Consider the following 20,077-nt stretch of genomic DNA (forward strand, 5'->3'; position numbering starts at 1 on the left):
CAATTAAAATTTAACAGTTGCTCCCAAAATGAAAGTCTTTGCAGACGGATAGGTCGTATAATCAATTCCCAGAGACTGGTTTCCTCCCACCTGTTTGTTGGTATCAACAAGCGGATCGTAACCTGTATAGCTGGTAATTGTGAATAAATTCTGTGCACTTACATAAAGATTGATGCTTCTCAAAAATTTCAGTTGCTTCATATCGAAAGTATATCCTAGTCTTACATTGTTCAGACGGATAAAGTCTGATTTTTCAAGATATAAAGAAGATAATTGCGGCTGGTTGGTGAAACTCGCTCCTGAATCGTAGAAGTTTTTCAGAACATTTCTGTCCGAGGCTAAATTATTGATATTTAAGTCCAATGCTGTATTATTTACCAGATAACCTCCCGTTTGCCCGATAAAAGAGAATGCAAAATCAAACTTCTTGTATTTCATGTAAGAATTGATCCCGAAAGTGAAGTTCGGAATAGCTCCTTCGAAAATCTTTTTGTCTTTCTGGCCGATTGCTCCGTCGCCGTCAACATCTTCGTAAATGTATTTTCCGTTGGCATCAACTCCCAAATAGTGGTACATATAGAAAGATCCTGCTTCATAACCGTTTTTGTAGATATTGGCCGTAACTCCTGAAAGCCCGGGACCTGAAACTTCTCCTGAATAAATTTCCGAAACCGGAAGATTTTTCACAACGTTATTTACCGTAGCTCCATTCACATCAACATTCCATGTGAAATTTTCATTTCTGATAACCTCTGAACCTAAAGTAAATTCAAAACCTTTATTAACAATCTCTGCATCAACATTTCTCCAGATTGTACTTGTCGGGCTCAAAGGTGGCGAAGGAATATTTAAGATCGGATCTTTTGTGGTTTTATTGTAATATTCCAATGATCCGTACAATTTGTTTTTCCATAAACTGAAATCCGCACCGATGTTAGCTTGCTCTACAACTTCCCATTTCAGATCAGGATTTGCAGTTCTATTGACTAAAACTCCATTGACCAGATCTAAATTTTCATATAAGTAATATCCTGCAGACTGTGCCAACGAATAGCTTGCCTTAGTCTGCTTGTTTGGAATTTCCTGGTTACCGGTTTGTCCCCAGCTTCCTCTTAATTTCAATTCATTAACAATTTGAGAATCTTTCAGGAAGTTTTCATTAGAAACCGTCCACCCCACTGCAACAGAAGGAAAATATCCATATTTATTATTCGCTCCGAAACGTGTAGAACCGTCTGCTCTTAAGGAAGCCGTTAATAAATATTTTTTATCAAAATTGTAATTTACCCTTCCGAAATACGACTGTAGTTCATTTTCCTGAGCATAACCCGCTGCCGGAACGAAAGCATCTCCGGAATATCCGGGATTAATTTCCGGTGAGATTCCCGCACCTTGGGCAGCAATATTTCTTACTCCGAAATACGTTCCCGTAGATTTGAATTTCTGATAAGAGAAACCTCCCAATAAGCTGAAATTATGCTTATTTAAGCTAAGGTCATATGTTAAATAATGTTCCAAAAGCACATTATAAGAGTCAAAGTTTGCCTGAACATACATTCCTTTTGGGGTCCTGTCGGTAAGGTTAGGATACATCGTTGTATTTCTTTCCGACATTGATTTATCAATCCCTAAATTGAATTTATAATTTAACCCAGGTAAGATTCTTAATGTGGCTTCCGTATTCCCCAACACTCTGAAAGTATTGGTTTTATCAGTATAAACACTCAACAAATACAGTGGATTGTAATGAGCATTCATGTTGAAATTGGTGTAATTCCCGTTTTGATCATAGACTGAACGGGTAGGATTTGCCATCAAGGCGTGGATAATTACCTGACCATCAGATCCTGCATTCGCTCCATTCGGAATTCCGGTTTCTTTGATATCACTCGCCGTAAGATTTAGTTTAATCTTTAATCTTTTATTATCGAAGAAAGATTCTTCGGCATTCAAACGGGCCGTTGTTCTTTTGAAACCACTGTTCAGCACGATACCGTCCTGATCCATGTGGGAAAGCGATGCAAAATAATTCCCTGTCTCTGTAGATTTTGAGAATGATACCGAATGATTTGATGAAGCTGCATTTCTGTAGATCTCATCCTGCCAGTCTGTGTTTCCGCCGTGGTCGTAAAGTTTATCGATTCCTGCTGATCTGTACTGGTCTGCCGTTAATAAATCCAGTTTTTTGATAACGGAAGAAAAACCTAAATAAGTATCGTAAGTGAACATCGGCTCCCCTTTTTTTCCTCTTTTTGTCGTCACCAAAACAACCCCGTTTGAACCTCTCGCCCCATAAATAGCAGCTGCAGAAGCATCTTTCAGCACAGTAATTGATTCGATGTCACTTGTATTTAAAAAGTTTAACGGGTTTTTCGCCTGGGCATTTCCCAAACCTATATTAGGCCCTGTTGCGCTTACGGCATCATTACTCAAAGGAACGCCATCAACAACAAATAAAGGCGTACTTCCGCTACGGATTGATCCGATACCTCTGATCGAAACATTCACTCCGGCACCGGGTTCACCACTCGACTGAACGATACGGACACCGGCGATTTTCCCCTGCATTAAATTATCAACGGAAATATTCATTCCTTCTTTGAAATTCTCAGCTTTCAGTTGGCTTACCGCTCCTGTTAAATCAGATTTTTTCTGTGAACCATAACCAACCAAGGTTACTTCTTCAATAGAAGTCGCATCTTTTTTAGACTGCAATTTTACGGAAACCGAAGTACCTGAGATTTTCACCATCTGTATCACATATCCGTCATAAGAAATGGATAATGTCTGTCCGATGTTAGCCGAAATTGTAAAGTTTCCGGAAGTGTCGGTAGTAGTTGTGGCACCGGTTTCTACAACCGTGACCTTTGCGCCTTCAATGGCTGAGCCTTCCTGATCTGCTACTGTTCCCGAAATCGTCTCATTAACCTGAGAAAACGCCGGATAGTTTTTCGTAAATCCTTCCGCATGGGCATGGTTGGCCACCAGAAAGATTAATGCTATAGGAATTAGCTTTTTAAACTTAAATAAATTAATTTTGTGGTACATATCATTAAGTAAAGTAATTGTGATCAACGTTACATTGCTTATTAAAAAGCCACTGTTGTTGCCGCAACAGTGGTTTTCTTTAACCCGTTTCGCAGTTATTTTTCGGCATACAAAGTAAAATGATTTACCATGAAATCGTTTTAACATAATATTATCTTAAAATCAACAAAATATAAATATCCCAAAATGGGAAAATAATAGTTCGCTTATTCTCAACAATTTAACAAGCCTCAATTTTCTTTATTTACAAAATCTTAAAACACTCTTAATATCTTATGTAGATTGCTAACGATAAAGACTTATTAATTTCGCTACTACAAAAATTGACGAAATGAAAAAGACCCTTTTGATAGGTTTATATTTGTGTTCATCCAACTTATTCTGGTCGCAGATTCAAAAACTAAATGATTTAAAGATCAATGAAATCCAGGTTATCGGGTCTCATAACAGTTATAAAAAGGCAATCCTGCCTGAGGTATACAGCTATTTATCCAAGAAAGATTCACTGAATTTTTTACCCAGAATTCAATATGAACATATCGCAATCCCTAAACAGCTGGATTTAGGATTACGAAACCTTGAAATCGACGTCTATGCAGACAGCAAGGGAGGAAAATATGCCCATCCAAAAATTCTGGACCTGGTAAAAACAACACAGCCTTTTGACCCTGAAGGAAAGATGAAAAAACCCGGGTATAAAATGATCCATATTACCGACATCGATTACCAGACCTGGTATTATACGCTGGAGGATTGTCTGAAGGATTTAAAAAAGTGGTCTGATGCCCATCCTGACCACGATCCCATATTTATTACCCTTGAGCCTAAAGACGGCGAAAAGAACAGGTTTGGAACAGAGCCTGAACATTATACTTCTAAGCTTTTTGACGACCTTGATAATGAGCTGAAGAACTATCTTGGAAAAAATAAAATCATTACTCCCGATGATATCCGTGGCTCTTACAAAACACTGAATGAAGCGGTATTAAATAAAAACTGGCCCAAAGTAAAAGATGCGAAAGGGAAATTCCTTTTTGTACTGGATAATAACGGAGATAACAGGGATTTGTATATAAAAGGGCATCCGTCGTTAAAAGGAAGAATGGTTTTCACCAATTCCACTCCCGGGACTCCTGAATCTGCGGTTTTATTTATGAATGATCCAAGTCCGAAAATCAGTGAGCTGGTAAAGCAGGGATACATTATCCGGACGAGAGCAGATGCCGATACCATGGAAGCAAGGAATGAAGATTATTCAAGGTTTGAAAAGGCAAAAGAGAGTGGCGCTCAGGTGATCACGACAGATTATTATCTTCCGAGTCAGCTTTTCAAATCTAATTATAAAATTAGTTTTGACGACAATAGTTATGAGAGAAAGAATCCTGTAAACGGAAAATAAGTACATTGTAAACTTCATATTAAAGGGGAAAGGCTGTCTGATTATCGGGCAGTCTTTTTTGTCTAGACCCAGCTGTGGTATGTTTGTTCTTAAAGCACAAAAATCTGATATGTTTGCTCTCGCAGGTTAAGCGAATTTGGTGGATGATTGCACTATAATAATGTGTGAAAATTTAATGAATTATATCGTTGGAATTAAAGTCTTTTCAATGTTTTATTTTTCAAATCTATTCTAAAGTGATCTGCCGGATCTCCGTTTGATAATAAAGAAAGGATTTTGAAAACAGATTTTAGCTGTTTAATAAAAGGATCCTGAGAGGTATTGGATTCAAAAAGTTTTTCTAAAACCTGATACTGTTCCAGTCTTTCTTGCGGAATATCTTTTGTAGCCAGTTCATCAGCCGATTGAAACTTATACAAATCAAACAGAAGGTCTTCGAAATTCCATTTTCCAAACGATTTTGGGTCGAGTCTTTTTTGTTTAGATTCTGTATTCGAATTTTGTGACATCAGCAACAAATCTTCACCGTTCAATACTTTCGCTTTTTCATAAAAATCTTTCGGCCAGTCATCCGGAATCATCCTTAAACGAACCAATTCTTTCAAATGGAACAGCATAAAGTCATGATATGATTGAGTTTTCAGAATATCTTTATTCCAAAGTGTTTTGCTTTTGTCTTTGCTGAGTGTCTGATATTCCTTTTCATACAGTGGAAATAATTCATTGAAACGCGGCACAACATTGATTGTCTCTGTATGCACTTCCATTTTATCCGGTGATTGTATGGTGAGAATTTTATAGGCCGGCTGATATGCAGCCAATGACGGAACCTGAACATTGACTAACATCTTATCTCTCTCTTTTCTGACTCCCGTATCATTGATATGCATATGTCCGGCGAAATGAATCTGTAACCCGGCATCCATAAAAGCCTTCGCAACGTCTTCTTCAGGAACTCTTTCCAGCTGCCATTTTTTTCCGCCCAAAAGATTTTTGATGTCATTGGTCGCTCCGTCATTAAAATCAATCATTGGGTAATGGGTAAATGCAACAACCGTTTTCCCATTTGCTTTCGCTTCAGCTGCAATCTTTTTTACCCATTGAATTATATGCTTTTTGTTGGTCAATACATTGTTATAACCGATGCTTGCTCCACGGTAATTGGTTGGATCATTTGAATTTCCATCCTTATTTTTAGGAATATAGGTATTTCCGTCGATGGCGATCATCCAAACTCCTTTTACCGGTTCTACGACATAACTCAGATCCGGAACGGAAAAGCTTTTTGAAACTTCGTACATTCTGTTGGAATAACCGACATTCTGTAAAGCTTTTTCGTACGAATAATTTTTATAAAAAACCTGATTGAAAGGAGTGCTCCAATACAGGTTTTCTTTTTTAGGGTAAAACCCGAAATCTTTTAGTTCTTCTAAAATTTCTAAATATCCGGATTCTGCTATATCTTTTGTAATGATCTTATCCCTGATTTTCCCCATATTTTCTTTGCTGTAAATTCCTAATGGATTTCCATCCTTTCCGAGAAAATCATCTTTCCCGGCGGCCTGTCGAAACGGCCCTACCGGATCATGATTTCCTGTTGTGATATAAAAATCGATCTTATATTTTTGGTGATACTGATCTAAGATCTTGTGGAGCCCGCGTAGATTATAAGCCTGTCCGTCGTCAGAAAAATCGCCCGGCATAGCCACTATTTTAATTCCTTTGGCCGCAATATCATCCAATGCTGCCAGAAAAGCAAAATAGTTTTCATTAAAAATCCTGGTGGAATGCAACTGAGAGTCCATTGTTCTCAGAATCGTTGGTTTTCCGCTTTCAGGATTTACAATTCCTTTAAAATCATTATCTGAAAAGCTTCCATACAAATCCTGAAAATGTACATCGGAAAGAAAGGCGATCTGTACAGGTTTTTGCTGAGCTGATAGACACAAAAAAGCAAAAAATAAAATTGAGAGAATTCCCTTTTTAGTCATGGTAAAATAATTTGGAAATTAGGGGAATATTTTTCAATTTATTTTACATGAAGTTTAAATAATTATTACGGATAAGCAAATATTTTATTCTCTTTAATTTTTTAAGATATGTGTTTTAATAATATAATCAGTGATCCTTCTTAATGGTTTGTTATTAACGGGATGCTTTCCTGGCCCTGTAAAATATTCATATTTTCCATCTGATTTGGAATACCAGATTTTTCCTTCAGATTTCAATGTAATTGTGTCAGGGAAAGTAATTTTTCTGAAGTTTTCCTGGAGCTCTTTATCAAAAGTAACGGGAGGTCCTGTGATATTTTTGTCATCACAAAATATCTTCTGGTAATGGTCTTCATTCCAATACATACATTTTTCTTCTGGGATATCAGCAATCTTAATTACTTGCTGCCTTTCATCCGCTGCCTTTTTTCTTTCCTGTGAATTTTTATTTATAATAGTATCTGTTGGCGTTATTTTAATCTCTTCTTGAATTGCCGAGCTGTCTATCCGGTTCTCTTGTTTTGTATTTTCATCATCAGATTCCCCATTCAGAAAAAAATAACCTCCAAGTACAATTGAAGCAGCAATAGCAATTCCAATTAAAATCTTTTTTAAATCAAACCTTTGTCCTTCTTCTTCCGGATTATCTCTTTCATTTTCACCCGAAATTGGCTCGTTGATGCCACCGCCATTATTAACAACCTCATTATCATGAAATTGAAGGCCATTTTGCTTTTCAGAATCTTCGGAATTTCCGGAATCCGGATTACTGAAATCTTCTTTGCCTAGTGATTCAATCTTAAATTGCCCATTTACTTCTTCCTGATCACTTGAGTACCCATTTTCTTCATCATCATTACTAAAATCTTTAGTTTTCAACTCAATATCTTCTTCTAAGGATTCATCTCTCAATTCACCTTCATCATTTATTCCTTTTATATCTTTTCCCTCATCCGGTTTTCCCGGGTCAAAGGCTGGAAGCTCCTCATATTTATTTCTATGATCATAAGGTCGGGGTTCAAAATCAATGAGCCAGGACAGTAACTCAATATTCTTACCATCCGTTTCGGAAGTTCTGCCCTTTAAAAAGTTAGCAAGTGGTTTAAACTTATCGGTATCAATATTTCTGATGCTTAAAGAATAATCTGTAGTATCTTCCTTAGTCTGGAAAAAGAGCCTCAATGCTTTATGATCCTTTTCTTTAAACCTTTCCGCGTATACAATCATACACTCACTCTTCAATCTTGAAGGTGTCGGTTCTGTTAAGTTAAGAGAAAGCCCCCCTTTCTCTTTTTTCAATTGATAGGTTTCTATTACCCTCTGCACATAATTAGTAAACATTTCCCAAATAAATCTAATATTAATTAACCCGGAATTACCGGAATTTCACCCGAACAATCGGAATTCCTAAAGAATCATTGGAATCTCCGGAATCTTCCTATGCATCAGCGTTTTGCGAATATAACTTTGCAACAGAAATCAGAAACAACTCTGACTAGCTATCAGGGCAAATGTACAAAACAGATTTCATAATGATGTGATAAAGTGAGGATTAATATCTGACCTGGGAAGCAAATTTCAATTTTCACTTTAGATCATCACACTTCCCAAAAATTTAAGAAGCGCTTCTTTTTCAAAAATGTGTACAGCTCGTGAGAAAATCACGAGAGGAAGAAAAACATCGTCAATTTTTAAATTTTTAAGAAATGTTACAATTAATATTAATGCTACTAGGTTTAGCATTTTCAAATAACAACGCAAATACATCATCATGTAATAACGGAAATACATCAACAACACTAACCATTCCGGATGGCGGGACTGATCCCGGAGAAGGAGTAGATCCGGGAGACGGAGGAACAGGAGGAAATACGGGTCAAACCCCTCCACCATTTACCCCTCCTAATCCATAATAATTAAGGGACAGATTGTATAATCTGTCCTTTTTCTTACCTTACATGCAAAACTAATTTTATGAAATACTCATTATTAATTATCATGTCGATAATCTTATTCTCCTGTAAAAAGGAAAAAAAAGAATTATCAAAACAAATTTTGACCACAAATTCCTATTTCAAAAAAGCTAAAGAATATCAAAAAAATAAAGTTTATGATTCGGCTTTTTATTATTTTAATTTAGCAAAGAATGCTTTTTTAACAGAGAAAGATTCATTAGGTGTTGCAAGAGCCTTAGTAAATATGGCCATAATTCAATCTGATAAAGGAGATTATTATGGTGGAATTGAAACATCATTACGTGCAGATAAATTTTTTAAAAATCAAAAAAAGACCGATAGTCTTGTTAAGCTTGTTCTTGCAACCAATTATAACAATTTAGCTATTTCTTCTTCTAATCTTAAAAACTTCGATAGTGCTATTTCGTATTACAATAAAGCATTGAAATATGTAAATGTTGAAAAAAGTAAGCTTATCTACTACAACAATATCGGTGATGCATTAATTAGTCAAAAGAATTTTACTTTAGCAAAAAAATATCTTAATCTTGCTTTAGCTTCAAAAGATAGTATCGATTATGCAAGAGCACTCAATAATTTAGCGAGAGCAAAATTTCTAGAGAACAAAAATTACAATCCTTTACCAGAATTATTTAAAGCTTTAGAAATAAGAAAAAAAGAAAATAACAGTTGGGCAGAAAATTCAAGTTATGCAACATTGGCGGATTATTTTTATAATAAAGATCAAAACACTTCTTTACTGTACGCTAAAATGATGCTTGAAAAAGCAGTTCAAAATAAAAGTGCGGATGATCAGCTTGAAGCCCTACAAAAAATAATCATACTAGATAAAACTAATTATCTAAAAAACTTTTTAAGATTCCAGTCAATACATGATAGCGTACAAACAGCACGAAATAAAGACAAGGATCAATTTGCTGTTTTCCGTTATGACATAGATGTAAAAACAGCAGAAAATGAAATGTTAAAAGTTGTCAGTGCAGAGAATAAAAATAGGAATTTGCTTCTTTTGATTGCTTTATTCTTTGCGACAATGATAATTATCTGGTACCGTAGAAGACAAAAACAACTAAAACAAGAAAAAGAGCTCGAAGTCAAAAACACACAACTCAAAATGTCTAAAAAAGTTCATGATAAAGTTGCCAACAAGGTTTATCATGTGATGTCAGAAGTGGAAAACACATTGGATATGGATAAGGATATTTTGTTGGATAAGCTGGAAAACATTTATCATATTTCGCGTGACATTTCTTATGAAGATAAAGATCTGGTGTTGGAAAACGACTTTTCTCAACAATTGTCGCAAATGTTCAAATCTTATGCTTCGGAAACAATTATGATTCCTACGATCGGAAATGAAGAATCACTGTGGAACGATGTTCCCGATAAATCGAAAACTGAAATTTTCTACATTCTTCAGGAACTGATGACCAATATGAGAAAGCATAGCCAGGCTGACCGTGTTATCATTAATTTTGAGCGGAAAAATAATCTTATTCATATTTTATATTCGGATAACGGCGTGGGAATTAAGTTTCTTTCTCCAAAAAACGGTTTGGGAAATACGGAAACCCGTATAAATTCTATAGGTGGAACAATTAATTTTGACACGAAAACAGAAAAAGGTTTGAAAATAGCCCTTTCATTTCCAGTTAAAAATTAAATATTATGTTTAAAAAAGTACTAATAGCCGAAGACTACGAGAGTTTTAATATTTCCGTTCAAAAAGCTCTTGAAGAGTTAAAAATTGCAACTGTAGATAATGTACACTATTGTGATGATGCATGGATGAAAATAAAAAAAGGCATCCGGGAAAAAAGTTCCTATGAATTACTTATTACTGATCTTTCATTTGATACGGATCACAGAGAACAGAATCTTACTAACGGAAGGGAACTCATCGAAGCTATAAAAAATGATGAGCCTAATATTAAAATCATTGCCTTTTCTATTGAAAGCAGACCTGAAATTATTGAAACCCTGTTTAAAACCCACAACATCAATGGCTTTGTATCTAAAGGGAGAGAAGACATTAAAGAATTGAAACGCGCTATAAAAGCAGTTTACAACAATGAAAAATACATCTCTGCCAATGTAAAAGATGCTATTAAGAAAAAGAGTTATTATGATTTCACAAAATTTGACATCATTCTTATTACCCAGCTTTCAAAAGGAATGCTTCAGAAAAACATTCCGGATTATCTAAAAGAAAATAATATTAAACCTTCCAGTCTGAGCAGTGTGGAAAAATGTTTAAATAACTTAAAAGAATCTTTAGGAGTAGGCAATAACGAACAACTAATTGCCCTTTGCAAAGACTGGGGAATAATTTAGCCTTAATGCTCTATCGAATATCAACCTTTCATTTTTTTGAAAGGTTTTTTTGTTTTTACGGTTAACCGTAATGATTGGATTTTAAAGGGTTATACTTTTGGAGTATTAAAAAACAATACACATGGAATATAAAGTAATCCCTTTTGTCGCCACTGCAAACCAGCAAAATATGAGTGCAAAAAACATTGCAGAACAATTAGATAATTTAATAACAGTTCACGCCAATGACGGTTGGACGTATATAAGAGTAGAAAGTATATCCACTTATATACAACCTGTTGAAGGTTGTTTTGGCAATACCGCCCAACCTGGTTATATGACTTCGTATCAAATGGTTGTTTTTAGCAAAGAAGAAAATGAAAAACCTATTACTCCTTCTTATTAAAATCTATTGGATAGTGATTCCAGCTTCAAAGAGGAGAAAATGCATTTTTAAAACAAGTTGTTCAAAATACGTTTATAAAAAAACTGTTAACGAAGGTTTTATTTCAGGATTAAAAGCATTCAGATATAGATTTCACAATTGCAGATCAGAAGCTCATCTTATTGAAAATCCAATAACCGGAAAACTCCAAATCATTTTACCAAGCCATCATATTCTTGATGAAACAGAAATTTCAGAAAGATTACTAAAAACAAAAAAATAATATTTATGGGAAAATTTGTTATTACACAGAGAATCAACAAAGAGTATCAATTCAATTTAAAAGCCGGAAACGGAGAAATCATTTTAACCAGCGAAGGCTATGTTCAGAAAGCATCCTGCCACAAAGGAATAGAATCTGTAAGAATCAATTCACAGGATGATTCCAGATATGACAGAAGAGTAGGCTCCAATGGTAAAGATTATTTTGTTTTGAAGGCAAGAAATGGAGAAATTATTGGTAAAAGCCAGTTGTACAGCTCAAAATCGTCTATGGAAAACGGAATTCATTCTGTAAAATCCAATGCTCCGACAGCTGAAATTATTGATGAAACGCTTAAAAACTAAAACAATGGATCTTAAAATTAAACTCGAACAGTTACATCAGAAAGTTGTAGGGCTGAAAGATCAGATCAGTACTGAAGAAGCTACAAAAAACGCCTTTGTAATGCCTTTTATACAAATCCTTGGCTATGATATTTTCAATCCCACCGAAGTGGTTCCGGAACACGTCTGTGATATTGGCACCAAAAAAGGAGAGAAAGTAGACTACGTAATCAAAAACAATAATGAGCCGATTTTCATCATTGAATGTAAACACTGGAAAGAAAGTGCAGATGCCCATAATTCTCAACTTCACAGATACTACCATGTCTCCAAAACCAGATTTGGTGTTCTCACAAATGGTATTATTTATAACTTCTACACAGATCTTGAGAAGCCGAATATTATGGATGAGAAACCTTTTTTCACCATCAATATTGAAGATTTAAAAGATAGTTCCATAAAAATCCTTGAGAGCTTCACCAAGAGAGATTACAATCTTGAAAGTATTTTAGATTCTGCAGAAGCATTAAAATATATCAGAGCCATCCGAAAAGAATTCGAAAAAGAAATTGAAAATCCATCTGATGAAATTGTAAAACTTTTGGTCAGCAGGTTTTTCGAAAAACCAATCACTGCTAACAGAATGATGTCTTTTAAAGAATACACTAAGAAAGCATTATCAACATCTATTAATGAATCTATCAGTTTTAGACTTAAATCTGCCTTGAGTATTAATGAGCAGATTGAAAAACAGGATGAAGAAGTCAAAACCCTTCAATCAATTGACGAAAACAATGATTCCAAAATTGTCACAACAGAAGAAGAGTTGGAAGGGTTTCAAATTGTAAAAGCCATTTTAAGAGAGAAAATTTCTTCTTCGCGGATCGCTTACAGAGATACTTTATCATATTTCGGGATTCTATTGGATGATAATAACAGAAAACCGCTCTGCAGATTGCATTTTAATACTGCTAATAAATACTTGGAAATCTTTCACAATGGTAAAGATTCCGGTGAAAAAATCTTATTAAATAATCTTGATGAGATTTATAACTTCCGAAATGAACTTCATCAAACATTAGAAAATTATTAATCATGGCTGTTTTTGCAATTCCCAACCCAAAAAAAACGCTTAGTGTCGATTTCCCTATTGAAAGAGTAAGAGAAAGTGTCAGAAATATTTATTTGTTGAATCCCCAATATAAATTTAGCTCTTCAAATGAAATTTTTAACCAGTACACTTATGAATCTTATGAGTTTATGAGCCTGGGGGTTTATATTGACATCAATTTAAATTCAATATCAGATAATAAAACAGAAATTACAGTAGAAATAAGAAGAAAATCAGGCACGTTTAATGAGTCTTATGAAGTGACTCACGCAAATAATCATATTTCAAATATTATAAATTATATAGCACAACTAACAATACTTTCATCAGATGACCTTATAAAATTGAAGTCTCAGCAAATACAAATTGTAAATGCAAAAGCTGGAGGAGGAAAGGATAAAAACTTAACTGCCATTTTAGCTTTTCTGTTTGGAGGCCTGGGAGTACACAGATTTTATTTGGGCCAAACATTACTTGGTTTTTTATATTTAATCTTCTGCTGGACTTTCATTCCCTTATGTATTGCAATAATTGACTTTTTTGCTTTCATATTCATGTCTCAAAATAAATTTGACTTAAAATATAACAGGTAAAATTAATAACCATGAAAAAATTAATACCGTTCATTATAATCATAGCATGTTTATTCTCATTGAATGCTTGTCTCAAAGCAAATGATAATATAGGACATGAAGGAAGGTGCACTGGATCCGCGAATTGCAATGCTTGTTCAAACTGTTCACGATGCGGACACTGCAGCTCTGGAGGAACATGTGGCGTCTGTAATGGCAGTTCTTCCGGAAGAAGTTTTTACAATAGCCCATCTGACAAGAAAACTAATAATAAGAAAAAAACTTCTTCAAAAACCAGAAGAACATTTCAATCAGGATCAACCACATCTAATGATTTTTATGATTCTACCATACCTATTGTTTACTATGCAAAAGCCGAGATTGTAAATATCCGTAAAGGGCCGGGTATTGAATTCCCGGTTATTGAAAAGATAAAACAGGGTTCAAAATTAGTGAAAATTGAAAAAAATGGAGACTGGGTTAAAGTAAAAATCAAAAAAACAGGAACAGAAGGATTTGTTTATTATAAAGACATTAAAAATTAATCTCTCAATATACTTTCATACTTTCACAAAAAAAGCGAAGAAAAATCTTCGCTTTTTTATTTTCTTATCATTTCCGTATGCGGAATATCGTCTTCAAGATATTTCTTTCCGGTGTCTTCAAACCCGAATTCAGAATAGAACCTTAATAAATAATCCTGTGCTGAAATTTTGATCTCGGAAGTATGGAAACGGTTTTCTATTGTTTCAACGGCATATTTTATCAGCTGCTTTCCTAAGCTTTTTCCTCTTGCCTGCTCTGTTGTCAAGACCCTGCCGAAAGAAGTTTCGTCATATTTTATTCCTTTGTCAAAAACACGGCAGTATGCCAGTACGTCTCCGTTTTCTTCTGCCCAGATATGAACGGCTTTCTGATCATAATTATCAAGATCCGGATACGGACAGTTTTGTTCAATTACAAAAACATCAATGCGTGCCTTCAGGATTTTGTACAATTCCGGAACGGTAAATTCATCGAATGTCTTTATTTTCCAGATTATATTACTCATCAAAACTTACATTATTATTTTTTAAAAAATCATTGGTCTTCTGAATGAAGCTCAGAATTTCATCCCCTCCCTCCTTCTTTTCAGCAGAAGTAACGTATAATTCCGGAAGGTCTTCCCATGTTTTATGAAGTTCTTTTTTGTACTCTTCTACATTTTTTACCGCTACATTCGGTTTCAGCTTATCTGCTTTTGTAAATACGATGGAAAAAGGAATTCCGCTTTCTCCACACCATTGGATAAATTCCATGTCGATTTTCTGCGGCGTGTGTCTTATATCCACCAGCACAAAAAGGTTTACAAGATTCCTTCTGTTTAAAATATAATTGGTAATCAGTTTTTCAAAATCTTTTCTGATGACTTTTGAAACCTTGGCATACCCATAACCCGGTAAATCGGTAAGATACCAGGTGTCATTCACTAAAAAATGATTAATAAGCTGGGTCTTTCCCGGAGTTCCTGACGTTTTTGCCAAATCCTTATGATTCATCATTGCATTGATCAACGATGATTTTCCAACATTAGATCTTCCGATAAAAGCATATTCAGGAATATTAGGTTCAGGACATTCCTGCCATTTTCCACTGCTCTTTACAAATGTTGCTGTTTTAATAACCATTTCGAATATTTTTAGAAAAATAAACCATTAAGAAAAAGCTCTTAATGGTCTGTTATATTTTTATTTTAAACTTTATCTTTGATCCAGTTGTATAGAATTTCATTGAATTCATCCGGCTTTTCCATCATCGCTGCGTGGCCGCATTGATCAATCCAGAACAGGTCTGAATTCGGAATAAATTTGTGCATGTCTTCCGCTACCTCCGGAGGAGTTACATTATCCTGCTTTCCCCAGATCAGACAGGTAGGACATGTGATTTTCGGAAGGTCATTCAACATATTGTGTTTGATGGCACTTCTCGCCAGCATTACGGTTTTGATTCCTTTCATCCTGTCATTCACCACTCCGAAAACTTCATCTACCAGATCTTCAGTAGCAACGGCTGGATCATAAAAAACCTCTTCCGTTTTCTTCCTTATATAGGATCTGTCACTTTTTCTTGGAAAGCTGTCTCCGAATGTTCTTTCGTATAATCCGGAGCTTCCGGTTAACACAAGATTTTTCACTAAATCCGGTCTTGCTAAAGCTAAGATAAGCCCTACGTGGCCACCCATTGAATTTCCTACAATGGTTACAGGTTCAGAAATGTGACTTTCTATAAACTTGATAATATATTTTGCAAGTGTGGTAAGATTGGTATTGAGTACCGGTAAATCGTAGATCGGCAACTGAGGTACGTACACCTTGAATCCTCTCTCTGAAAAAAAATTCACCATCTTATCGAAATTACTCAAACCACCCATTAAACCGTGCAACAGCACCAATGGATGTCCTTCTCCCGCCTCTACAAAGGTATATTTCTTTTCTTTTTTTGTACTAAATATCATAAAACGCCTTAATAAAGCTTTGCAAAAATACAAATTAAACCTCAAAAATATTTTGATATCTCTAATTTAAAATAAAAATAATATAATAAGCTCCTTTTACTCCTTTTTTTTCAAACCCTTTTTATTATGGCCTAAATAATACAATTCACAAACACCAAACTATCAACAACTTACCTATCCAAAATTAAATCTTTGATAAAACTTATTAACATTAAGTCAAAAAGTGGGAAAAAGTGGGAAATTTTGGAAATATTTATATAAATTTGTCCCAAATGAAGAATTTCATTGGAACATATGAGTGTAAAATAGACGACAAAGGCCGCTTAAAAGTACCTTCATCTCTGATCAAACAGATGGAAAACTTTGAAGACAAAGCTTTTGTAGTCAAAAGATCTGTGTTCCAACCTTGCCTTGAAGTATATCCTATGAAAGCATGGGATAAACTGATGGACAAAATTAATAAACTAAACAGGTTCATTAAAAAGAATGCTGATTTCATAAGAATGTTTACGGCAGGAGTAAAAACAGTAGAGTTGGATAATGCAGGAAGATTACAGATCTCAAAAGACCTTACGCATTTCGCAAATCTTCAGAAAGATATTGTGATCACAAGCGCAGGAGAATTATTTGAAATCTGGGATAAAGAAGCCTATGAAAAGGTGATTTCCACCAACGAAGCCGATTTTGCCAGCCTTGCCGAAGATGTAATGGGCTCTTTCGATGAAGAATAACCACGCTGAATAAAAAGCGAAAAACACAAACTAAAGCATGTATCATAATCCCGTTTTGTTGAAGCAGAGTGTTGATGATTTGGTGACGAATCCGGATGGAACATATGTGGACTGCACTTTTGGTGGCGGTGGCCACTCAAGAGAGATATTGAGCAGGCTTTCAGATAAAGGTAAACTGTACAGTTTCGACCAGGATCTGGATGCTCTTAAAAATACGATAGATGATCCGAGGTTTACTCTGATCAATCAGAATTTCAGATTTCTGGAAAACTCCTTACTGATGTATGGAGCTGCCCAGGTTGACGGAGTTCTTGCCGATCTTGGGGTATCATCTCATCAGTTTGATGAAGCCGAAAGAGGTTTTTCCACAAGAAGCAATGCGCCTTTGGATATGAGGATGAACGTAATGCAAAGCCTTGATGCCAAAAGAGTCATTAACGATTATGAAGAAGAGCAGCTGGCAGATATTTTCTACTATTACGGCGAGCTCAGGGAAGCAAGAAAACTGGCGAGAGATATCGTACACCATAGAAAAAGCAAAAGTATTGAGACCACGGAAGACCTGAAAAAATTGTTCAGCTACCTTCCGCCTCATAAAATAAATAAATTTTACGCCCAGCTTTTTCAGGCGATAAGAATTGAAGTGAATCAGGAGCTGGAAGTTTTAAAAGAAATGCTGGTTCAGGCTTATAATGTTTTGAAACCTGAAGGAAGATTGGTAGTCATTTCTTATCACTCTTTAGAAGACCGTCTGGTAAAAAGATTTTTGAAAAACGGAATGTTTGAAGGGGAACCTGAAAGAGACATTTACGGAAATTATAAAAAAGCATTTGAGCTGCTTAAGAGCAAAGCAATCATCCCGGATAACAAGGAGATTGAAGAAAACTCAAGAGCAAGAAGTGCAAAAATGAGAACAGGAATAAAGGTTTAAAAATGAATGTGTGAATGGTGAATTGTGAATGGTCAAATAAATACATAAAATCGACTATTGATAAACAAAATGAATTCACTGCAAAGCAAATTGATATAAAAAGATTTTGGCAAAAAGAACAACATATCGCCCTCAGAAGAAATTAACTTTTATAGACATTATAAAAGGAAATTTCCTGAACCGCGATGAGATAAAAATACACTACAAGTATTTTTTACTGCTGTTCGTCCTGATGATGGCAATGATTTACAGCAATCACCTTGTCAATAAGAAGATCAAAATTGTAAATGCCTTAAAAGAAGAAACAGAAGAATATAAATCGAGAAACGCTTACGCACAAAGTAAGCTGATCAAAGTAAAAATGGAATCGGAGCTGGGAAAAGAAGTGGCAAGGGATTCTTTAATGACACTGGAAAACCATCCTCACAAACTGTTAATAAAATTGGATAGTACAGATGCAAAAGCAAAATGAATACGATAACAAACGTAAAAAAACGTTAAGGTGGGGCTACCTCTTCGCAGTGGTAGCTTTGTGCGTGTTTGTACTTTTTTTGACAAGGATTGTTATTCTTCAAAATACCAATGTTCAGGAAATCAAAGACGATTATATCAATAAAAACTACCGTGAGGCCACTTTAAAAGCTGCCCGCGGAAATCTCTTTGCTTCAGACGGTTCCATCCTCGCAACCACCGTCATGCGTTATGACATCTATCTCGATTTCAAAACCATGAAAGACACGGTTTACAGCAACAATATCGGTGCTTTGACGGATTCTTTAAGCAAAATGTTCGGGAAATCAAGAGGTGAATTCAGACAAAAATTCGACGAACAAAGAAAAAAGAAAAACCAATATTATACTTTAGCTAAAGGCCTGGATTTCGATCAGTATGACAGAATCAGAAAATTCCCGATCTTCAAAAGAGGTAAAAATAAAGGAGGCTTTATCGTAGACAGGAACTACAAAAGAGAGCTGGCAACTTCAGAAATCGGAGCCGGAACCATCGGAATGGATAACGGTGAATACAAATCCGGCCTTGAAGGAGCTTTCTCAAAATACCTGACCGGAACCGACGGAAAAAGGCTGGAGCAGAGAATCAACTCTTCCCAGTGGAAACCGATTGACTTCTGGAAAGTTCAGGAACCTATTGACGGAGAAGATGTTTATACGACTTTAGACCTTAGAATTCAGGATATTGCACATTCCGCACTGGAAAAGCAATTGATCAATTTCGAAGCCAAACACGGCACGGTAATCGTAATGGAAGTTGAAACCGGTAAAGTTCGTGCTCTTGTTAATTTAAGAAGAACAGACTCCGGAGATTACGAAGATTCATACAATTATGCTTTAAAAGATAATATCGAACCAGGATCCACCTTCAAAACCATTTCGCTTTTAGCAGCAATGGATGACGGCTTCATCGATGAAAATACAACCGTAAATGTAGGAAACGGTGTCTGGACTTACGCAAAACAAAGAATTTCAGACGGTCACGGTGGCGGAACATATGACATCAGTGACGTATTGGCAAAATCCAGTAACGTGGGAACGGCAAAACTGATCACAAAATATTACGCAGATAAGCCACAGATTTTTCTTGACCATTTAAAACGTTGGAAATTATTCGACAAGATGGATATTGAGCTTCCTGGTATTGCAAAACCTAAAATCGTAACACCTGAAAATAAAAGGTGGAATGCAGCAACATTAGCCTCTATCGCTTACGGATATTCATCAAATATCAACCTGTTACAGTTAACAACCTTCTACAATGGAGTTGCCAATGGCGGAAAAATGCTGAAGCCTTTATTCATTGATAAGATCATGAAGGACGGAAAGGTAATGTATCAGGCAAAACCGGAGGTAATGGTCAATAAAATGGCATCGGAGAAAGCGGTAAAAATGATGACCAGCGCATTAACAAAGGCGGTAGAAAAAGGAACCGGAAGAAGTATCTTCACACCTAACCTTAAAATGGCCGGAAAAACAGGAACTGCAAGATTTGAATACTGGCTGCCCGGTCCGATGAAATACCGGGCCTCATTTGCAGGATTCTATCCGGCTGATAGTCCGAAATACACCTGCTATGTAATGATCAGCGAACCGAATACGGCAAAAGGTTTTTACGGTGGTACCGTTTCGGCCCCCGTTTTCAAGGAAATTGCAGGGAAGACCTTCCTGAAAACACCTCAGAATATCGAAAAAGAAATGCTTGTCGACAGAAAGGTAAATCTTAATAAAATGGTTGAGCCTAATGTGAAAATAGCAGTCAATAATAAACAAATGCCAAGCGTAGTAGGATTAATCGGTAAAAACGTAATCCCCCAATTGGAAAACTTAGGATACCGCGTCGACTATAAAGGAGTGGGAAGAATAAAAGAACAGTTCCCATTGGAAGGCACAAGTATCAGTAAAAACCAGAGAATTTATTTATCTCTGCAGAATTAAAACAGAAGAGTCCCGAAGGGACGATTAAAATAGAATAGGATGAAAATCCTGTTTAAAAATGAAAAACAAAACG

20 protein-coding genes are annotated in these 20,077 nt (G+C 35.6%); 14 read left to right on the top strand and 6 right to left on the bottom strand.

Annotated features, from left to right (window positions below; translation table 11 throughout):
- Positions 1-3: 3 nt before the first annotated feature.
- Positions 4-3,048 carry a SusC/RagA family TonB-linked outer membrane protein gene (locus AB8P06_RS00695; protein ID WP_369836536.1) on the bottom strand — a complete coding sequence of 1,015 codons (3,045 nt, stop codon included), beginning with the start codon at positions 3,046-3,048 and terminating at the stop codon, positions 4-6.
- Positions 3,049-3,379: 331 nt separating this feature from the next.
- On the opposite strand from AB8P06_RS00695, the gene AB8P06_RS00700 reads away from it, so the two are divergent.
- A complete protein-coding gene (locus AB8P06_RS00700) occupies positions 3,380-4,447 on the top strand; it encodes a phosphatidylinositol-specific phospholipase C1-like protein (protein ID WP_369836539.1) in 1,068 nt (355 codons plus the stop codon).
- Between the two features lie 194 nt (positions 4,448-4,641).
- Here AB8P06_RS00700 and AB8P06_RS00705 read toward each other — a convergent pair whose 3' ends face one another.
- Together AB8P06_RS00705 and AB8P06_RS00710 are read right to left on the bottom strand one after the other, a co-directional pair.
- The gene (locus AB8P06_RS00705) at positions 4,642-6,438 is read right to left on the bottom strand and encodes a metallophosphoesterase family protein (protein WP_369836542.1); all 1,797 of its coding nucleotides are present in this window, start codon (positions 6,436-6,438) and stop codon (positions 4,642-4,644) included.
- A gap of 93 nt (positions 6,439-6,531) precedes the next feature.
- Positions 6,532-7,779, bottom strand: coding sequence for a hypothetical protein (locus AB8P06_RS00710; protein ID WP_369836545.1), 1,248 nt, complete (start codon positions 7,777-7,779; stop codon positions 6,532-6,534).
- Positions 7,780-8,144: 365 nt separating this feature from the next.
- On the opposite strand from AB8P06_RS00710, the gene AB8P06_RS00715 reads away from it, so the two are divergent.
- The 9 genes from AB8P06_RS00715 (at position 8,145) to AB8P06_RS00755 (ending at position 13,946) form a co-directional block, all read left to right on the top strand.
- Positions 8,145-8,351, top strand: coding sequence for a hypothetical protein (locus AB8P06_RS00715; protein ID WP_369836548.1), 207 nt, complete (start codon positions 8,145-8,147; stop codon positions 8,349-8,351).
- 61 nt (positions 8,352-8,412) lie between these two features.
- Positions 8,413-10,077: a tetratricopeptide repeat-containing sensor histidine kinase gene (locus tag AB8P06_RS00720; protein ID WP_369836550.1), complete on the top strand. Its 1,665-nt coding sequence runs from the start codon at positions 8,413-8,415 to the stop codon at positions 10,075-10,077.
- A gap of 5 nt (positions 10,078-10,082) precedes the next feature.
- Positions 10,083-10,748, top strand: coding sequence for a response regulator (locus tag AB8P06_RS00725; protein ID WP_369836553.1), 666 nt, complete (start codon positions 10,083-10,085; stop codon positions 10,746-10,748).
- Between the two features lie 121 nt (positions 10,749-10,869).
- Entirely contained in the window at positions 10,870-11,133 is a 264-nt protein-coding gene (locus tag AB8P06_RS00730) for a hypothetical protein (protein WP_369836555.1), read from the top strand.
- Positions 11,105-11,395: a membrane protein insertion efficiency factor YidD gene (gene yidD / locus AB8P06_RS00735; protein WP_369836557.1), complete on the top strand. Its 291-nt coding sequence runs from the start codon at positions 11,105-11,107 to the stop codon at positions 11,393-11,395. The genes AB8P06_RS00730 and yidD overlap by 29 nt, the downstream gene beginning before the upstream one ends.
- Positions 11,396-11,400: 5 nt before the next feature.
- Positions 11,401-11,739, top strand: coding sequence for a YegP family protein (locus tag AB8P06_RS00740; RefSeq protein WP_369836559.1), 339 nt, complete (start codon positions 11,401-11,403; stop codon positions 11,737-11,739).
- A gap of 4 nt (positions 11,740-11,743) precedes the next feature.
- Positions 11,744-12,811, top strand: a complete 1,068-nt coding sequence (locus tag AB8P06_RS00745; RefSeq protein ID WP_369836561.1) for a type I restriction endonuclease — start codon at positions 11,744-11,746, stop codon at positions 12,809-12,811.
- Between the two features lie 2 nt (positions 12,812-12,813).
- Complete coding sequence (locus AB8P06_RS00750; protein WP_369836563.1) at positions 12,814-13,422, top strand: TM2 domain-containing protein; 609 nt, start codon at positions 12,814-12,816, stop codon at positions 13,420-13,422.
- Between the two features lie 11 nt (positions 13,423-13,433).
- Positions 13,434-13,946, top strand: coding sequence for an SH3 domain-containing protein (locus AB8P06_RS00755; RefSeq protein WP_369836565.1), 513 nt, complete (start codon positions 13,434-13,436; stop codon positions 13,944-13,946).
- Between the two features lie 56 nt (positions 13,947-14,002).
- On the opposite strand, the gene AB8P06_RS00760 is transcribed toward AB8P06_RS00755, so the two are convergent.
- The 3 genes from AB8P06_RS00760 to AB8P06_RS00770 all read right to left on the bottom strand — a co-directional run bounded on the left by AB8P06_RS00760 (position 14,003) and on the right by AB8P06_RS00770 (position 15,895).
- Positions 14,003-14,452 carry a GNAT family N-acetyltransferase gene (locus AB8P06_RS00760; RefSeq protein ID WP_369836566.1) on the bottom strand — a complete coding sequence of 150 codons (450 nt, stop codon included), beginning with the start codon at positions 14,450-14,452 and terminating at the stop codon, positions 14,003-14,005.
- Complete coding sequence (yihA, locus tag AB8P06_RS00765; RefSeq protein WP_369836568.1) at positions 14,445-15,068, bottom strand: ribosome biogenesis GTP-binding protein YihA/YsxC; 624 nt, start codon at positions 15,066-15,068, stop codon at positions 14,445-14,447. The genes AB8P06_RS00760 and yihA overlap by 8 nt, the downstream gene beginning before the upstream one ends.
- 65 nt (positions 15,069-15,133) lie before the next feature.
- Positions 15,134-15,895, bottom strand: coding sequence for an alpha/beta fold hydrolase (locus AB8P06_RS00770; protein ID WP_369836571.1), 762 nt, complete (start codon positions 15,893-15,895; stop codon positions 15,134-15,136).
- A gap of 272 nt (positions 15,896-16,167) precedes the next feature.
- Here AB8P06_RS00770 and mraZ point away from each other — a divergent pair, with 272 nt between their 5' ends.
- From mraZ to AB8P06_RS00790, 4 genes are all read left to right on the top strand, one after another.
- A complete protein-coding gene (mraZ, locus tag AB8P06_RS00775) occupies positions 16,168-16,626 on the top strand; it encodes a division/cell wall cluster transcriptional repressor MraZ (RefSeq protein WP_369836573.1) in 459 nt (152 codons plus the stop codon).
- Between the two features lie 37 nt (positions 16,627-16,663).
- Positions 16,664-17,557 carry a 16S rRNA (cytosine(1402)-N(4))-methyltransferase RsmH gene (rsmH, locus tag AB8P06_RS00780; RefSeq protein ID WP_369836575.1) on the top strand — a complete coding sequence of 298 codons (894 nt, stop codon included), beginning with the start codon at positions 16,664-16,666 and terminating at the stop codon, positions 17,555-17,557.
- Positions 17,558-17,663: 106 nt separating this feature from the next.
- A complete protein-coding gene (locus tag AB8P06_RS00785; protein ID WP_007842000.1) occupies positions 17,664-18,029 on the top strand; it encodes an FtsL-like putative cell division protein in 366 nt (121 codons plus the stop codon).
- Entirely contained in the window at positions 18,013-20,004 is a 1,992-nt protein-coding gene (locus AB8P06_RS00790) for a penicillin-binding transpeptidase domain-containing protein (protein WP_369836579.1), read from the top strand. Before AB8P06_RS00785 ends, AB8P06_RS00790 begins: the two co-directional genes overlap by 17 nt.
- The last annotated feature ends 73 nt before the right edge of the window (positions 20,005-20,077 follow it).

Origin of the sequence: Chryseobacterium tongliaonense, from assembly GCF_041224435.1 — a bacterium.
Taxonomy (GTDB): domain Bacteria; phylum Bacteroidota; class Bacteroidia; order Flavobacteriales; family Weeksellaceae; genus Chryseobacterium; species Chryseobacterium tongliaoense.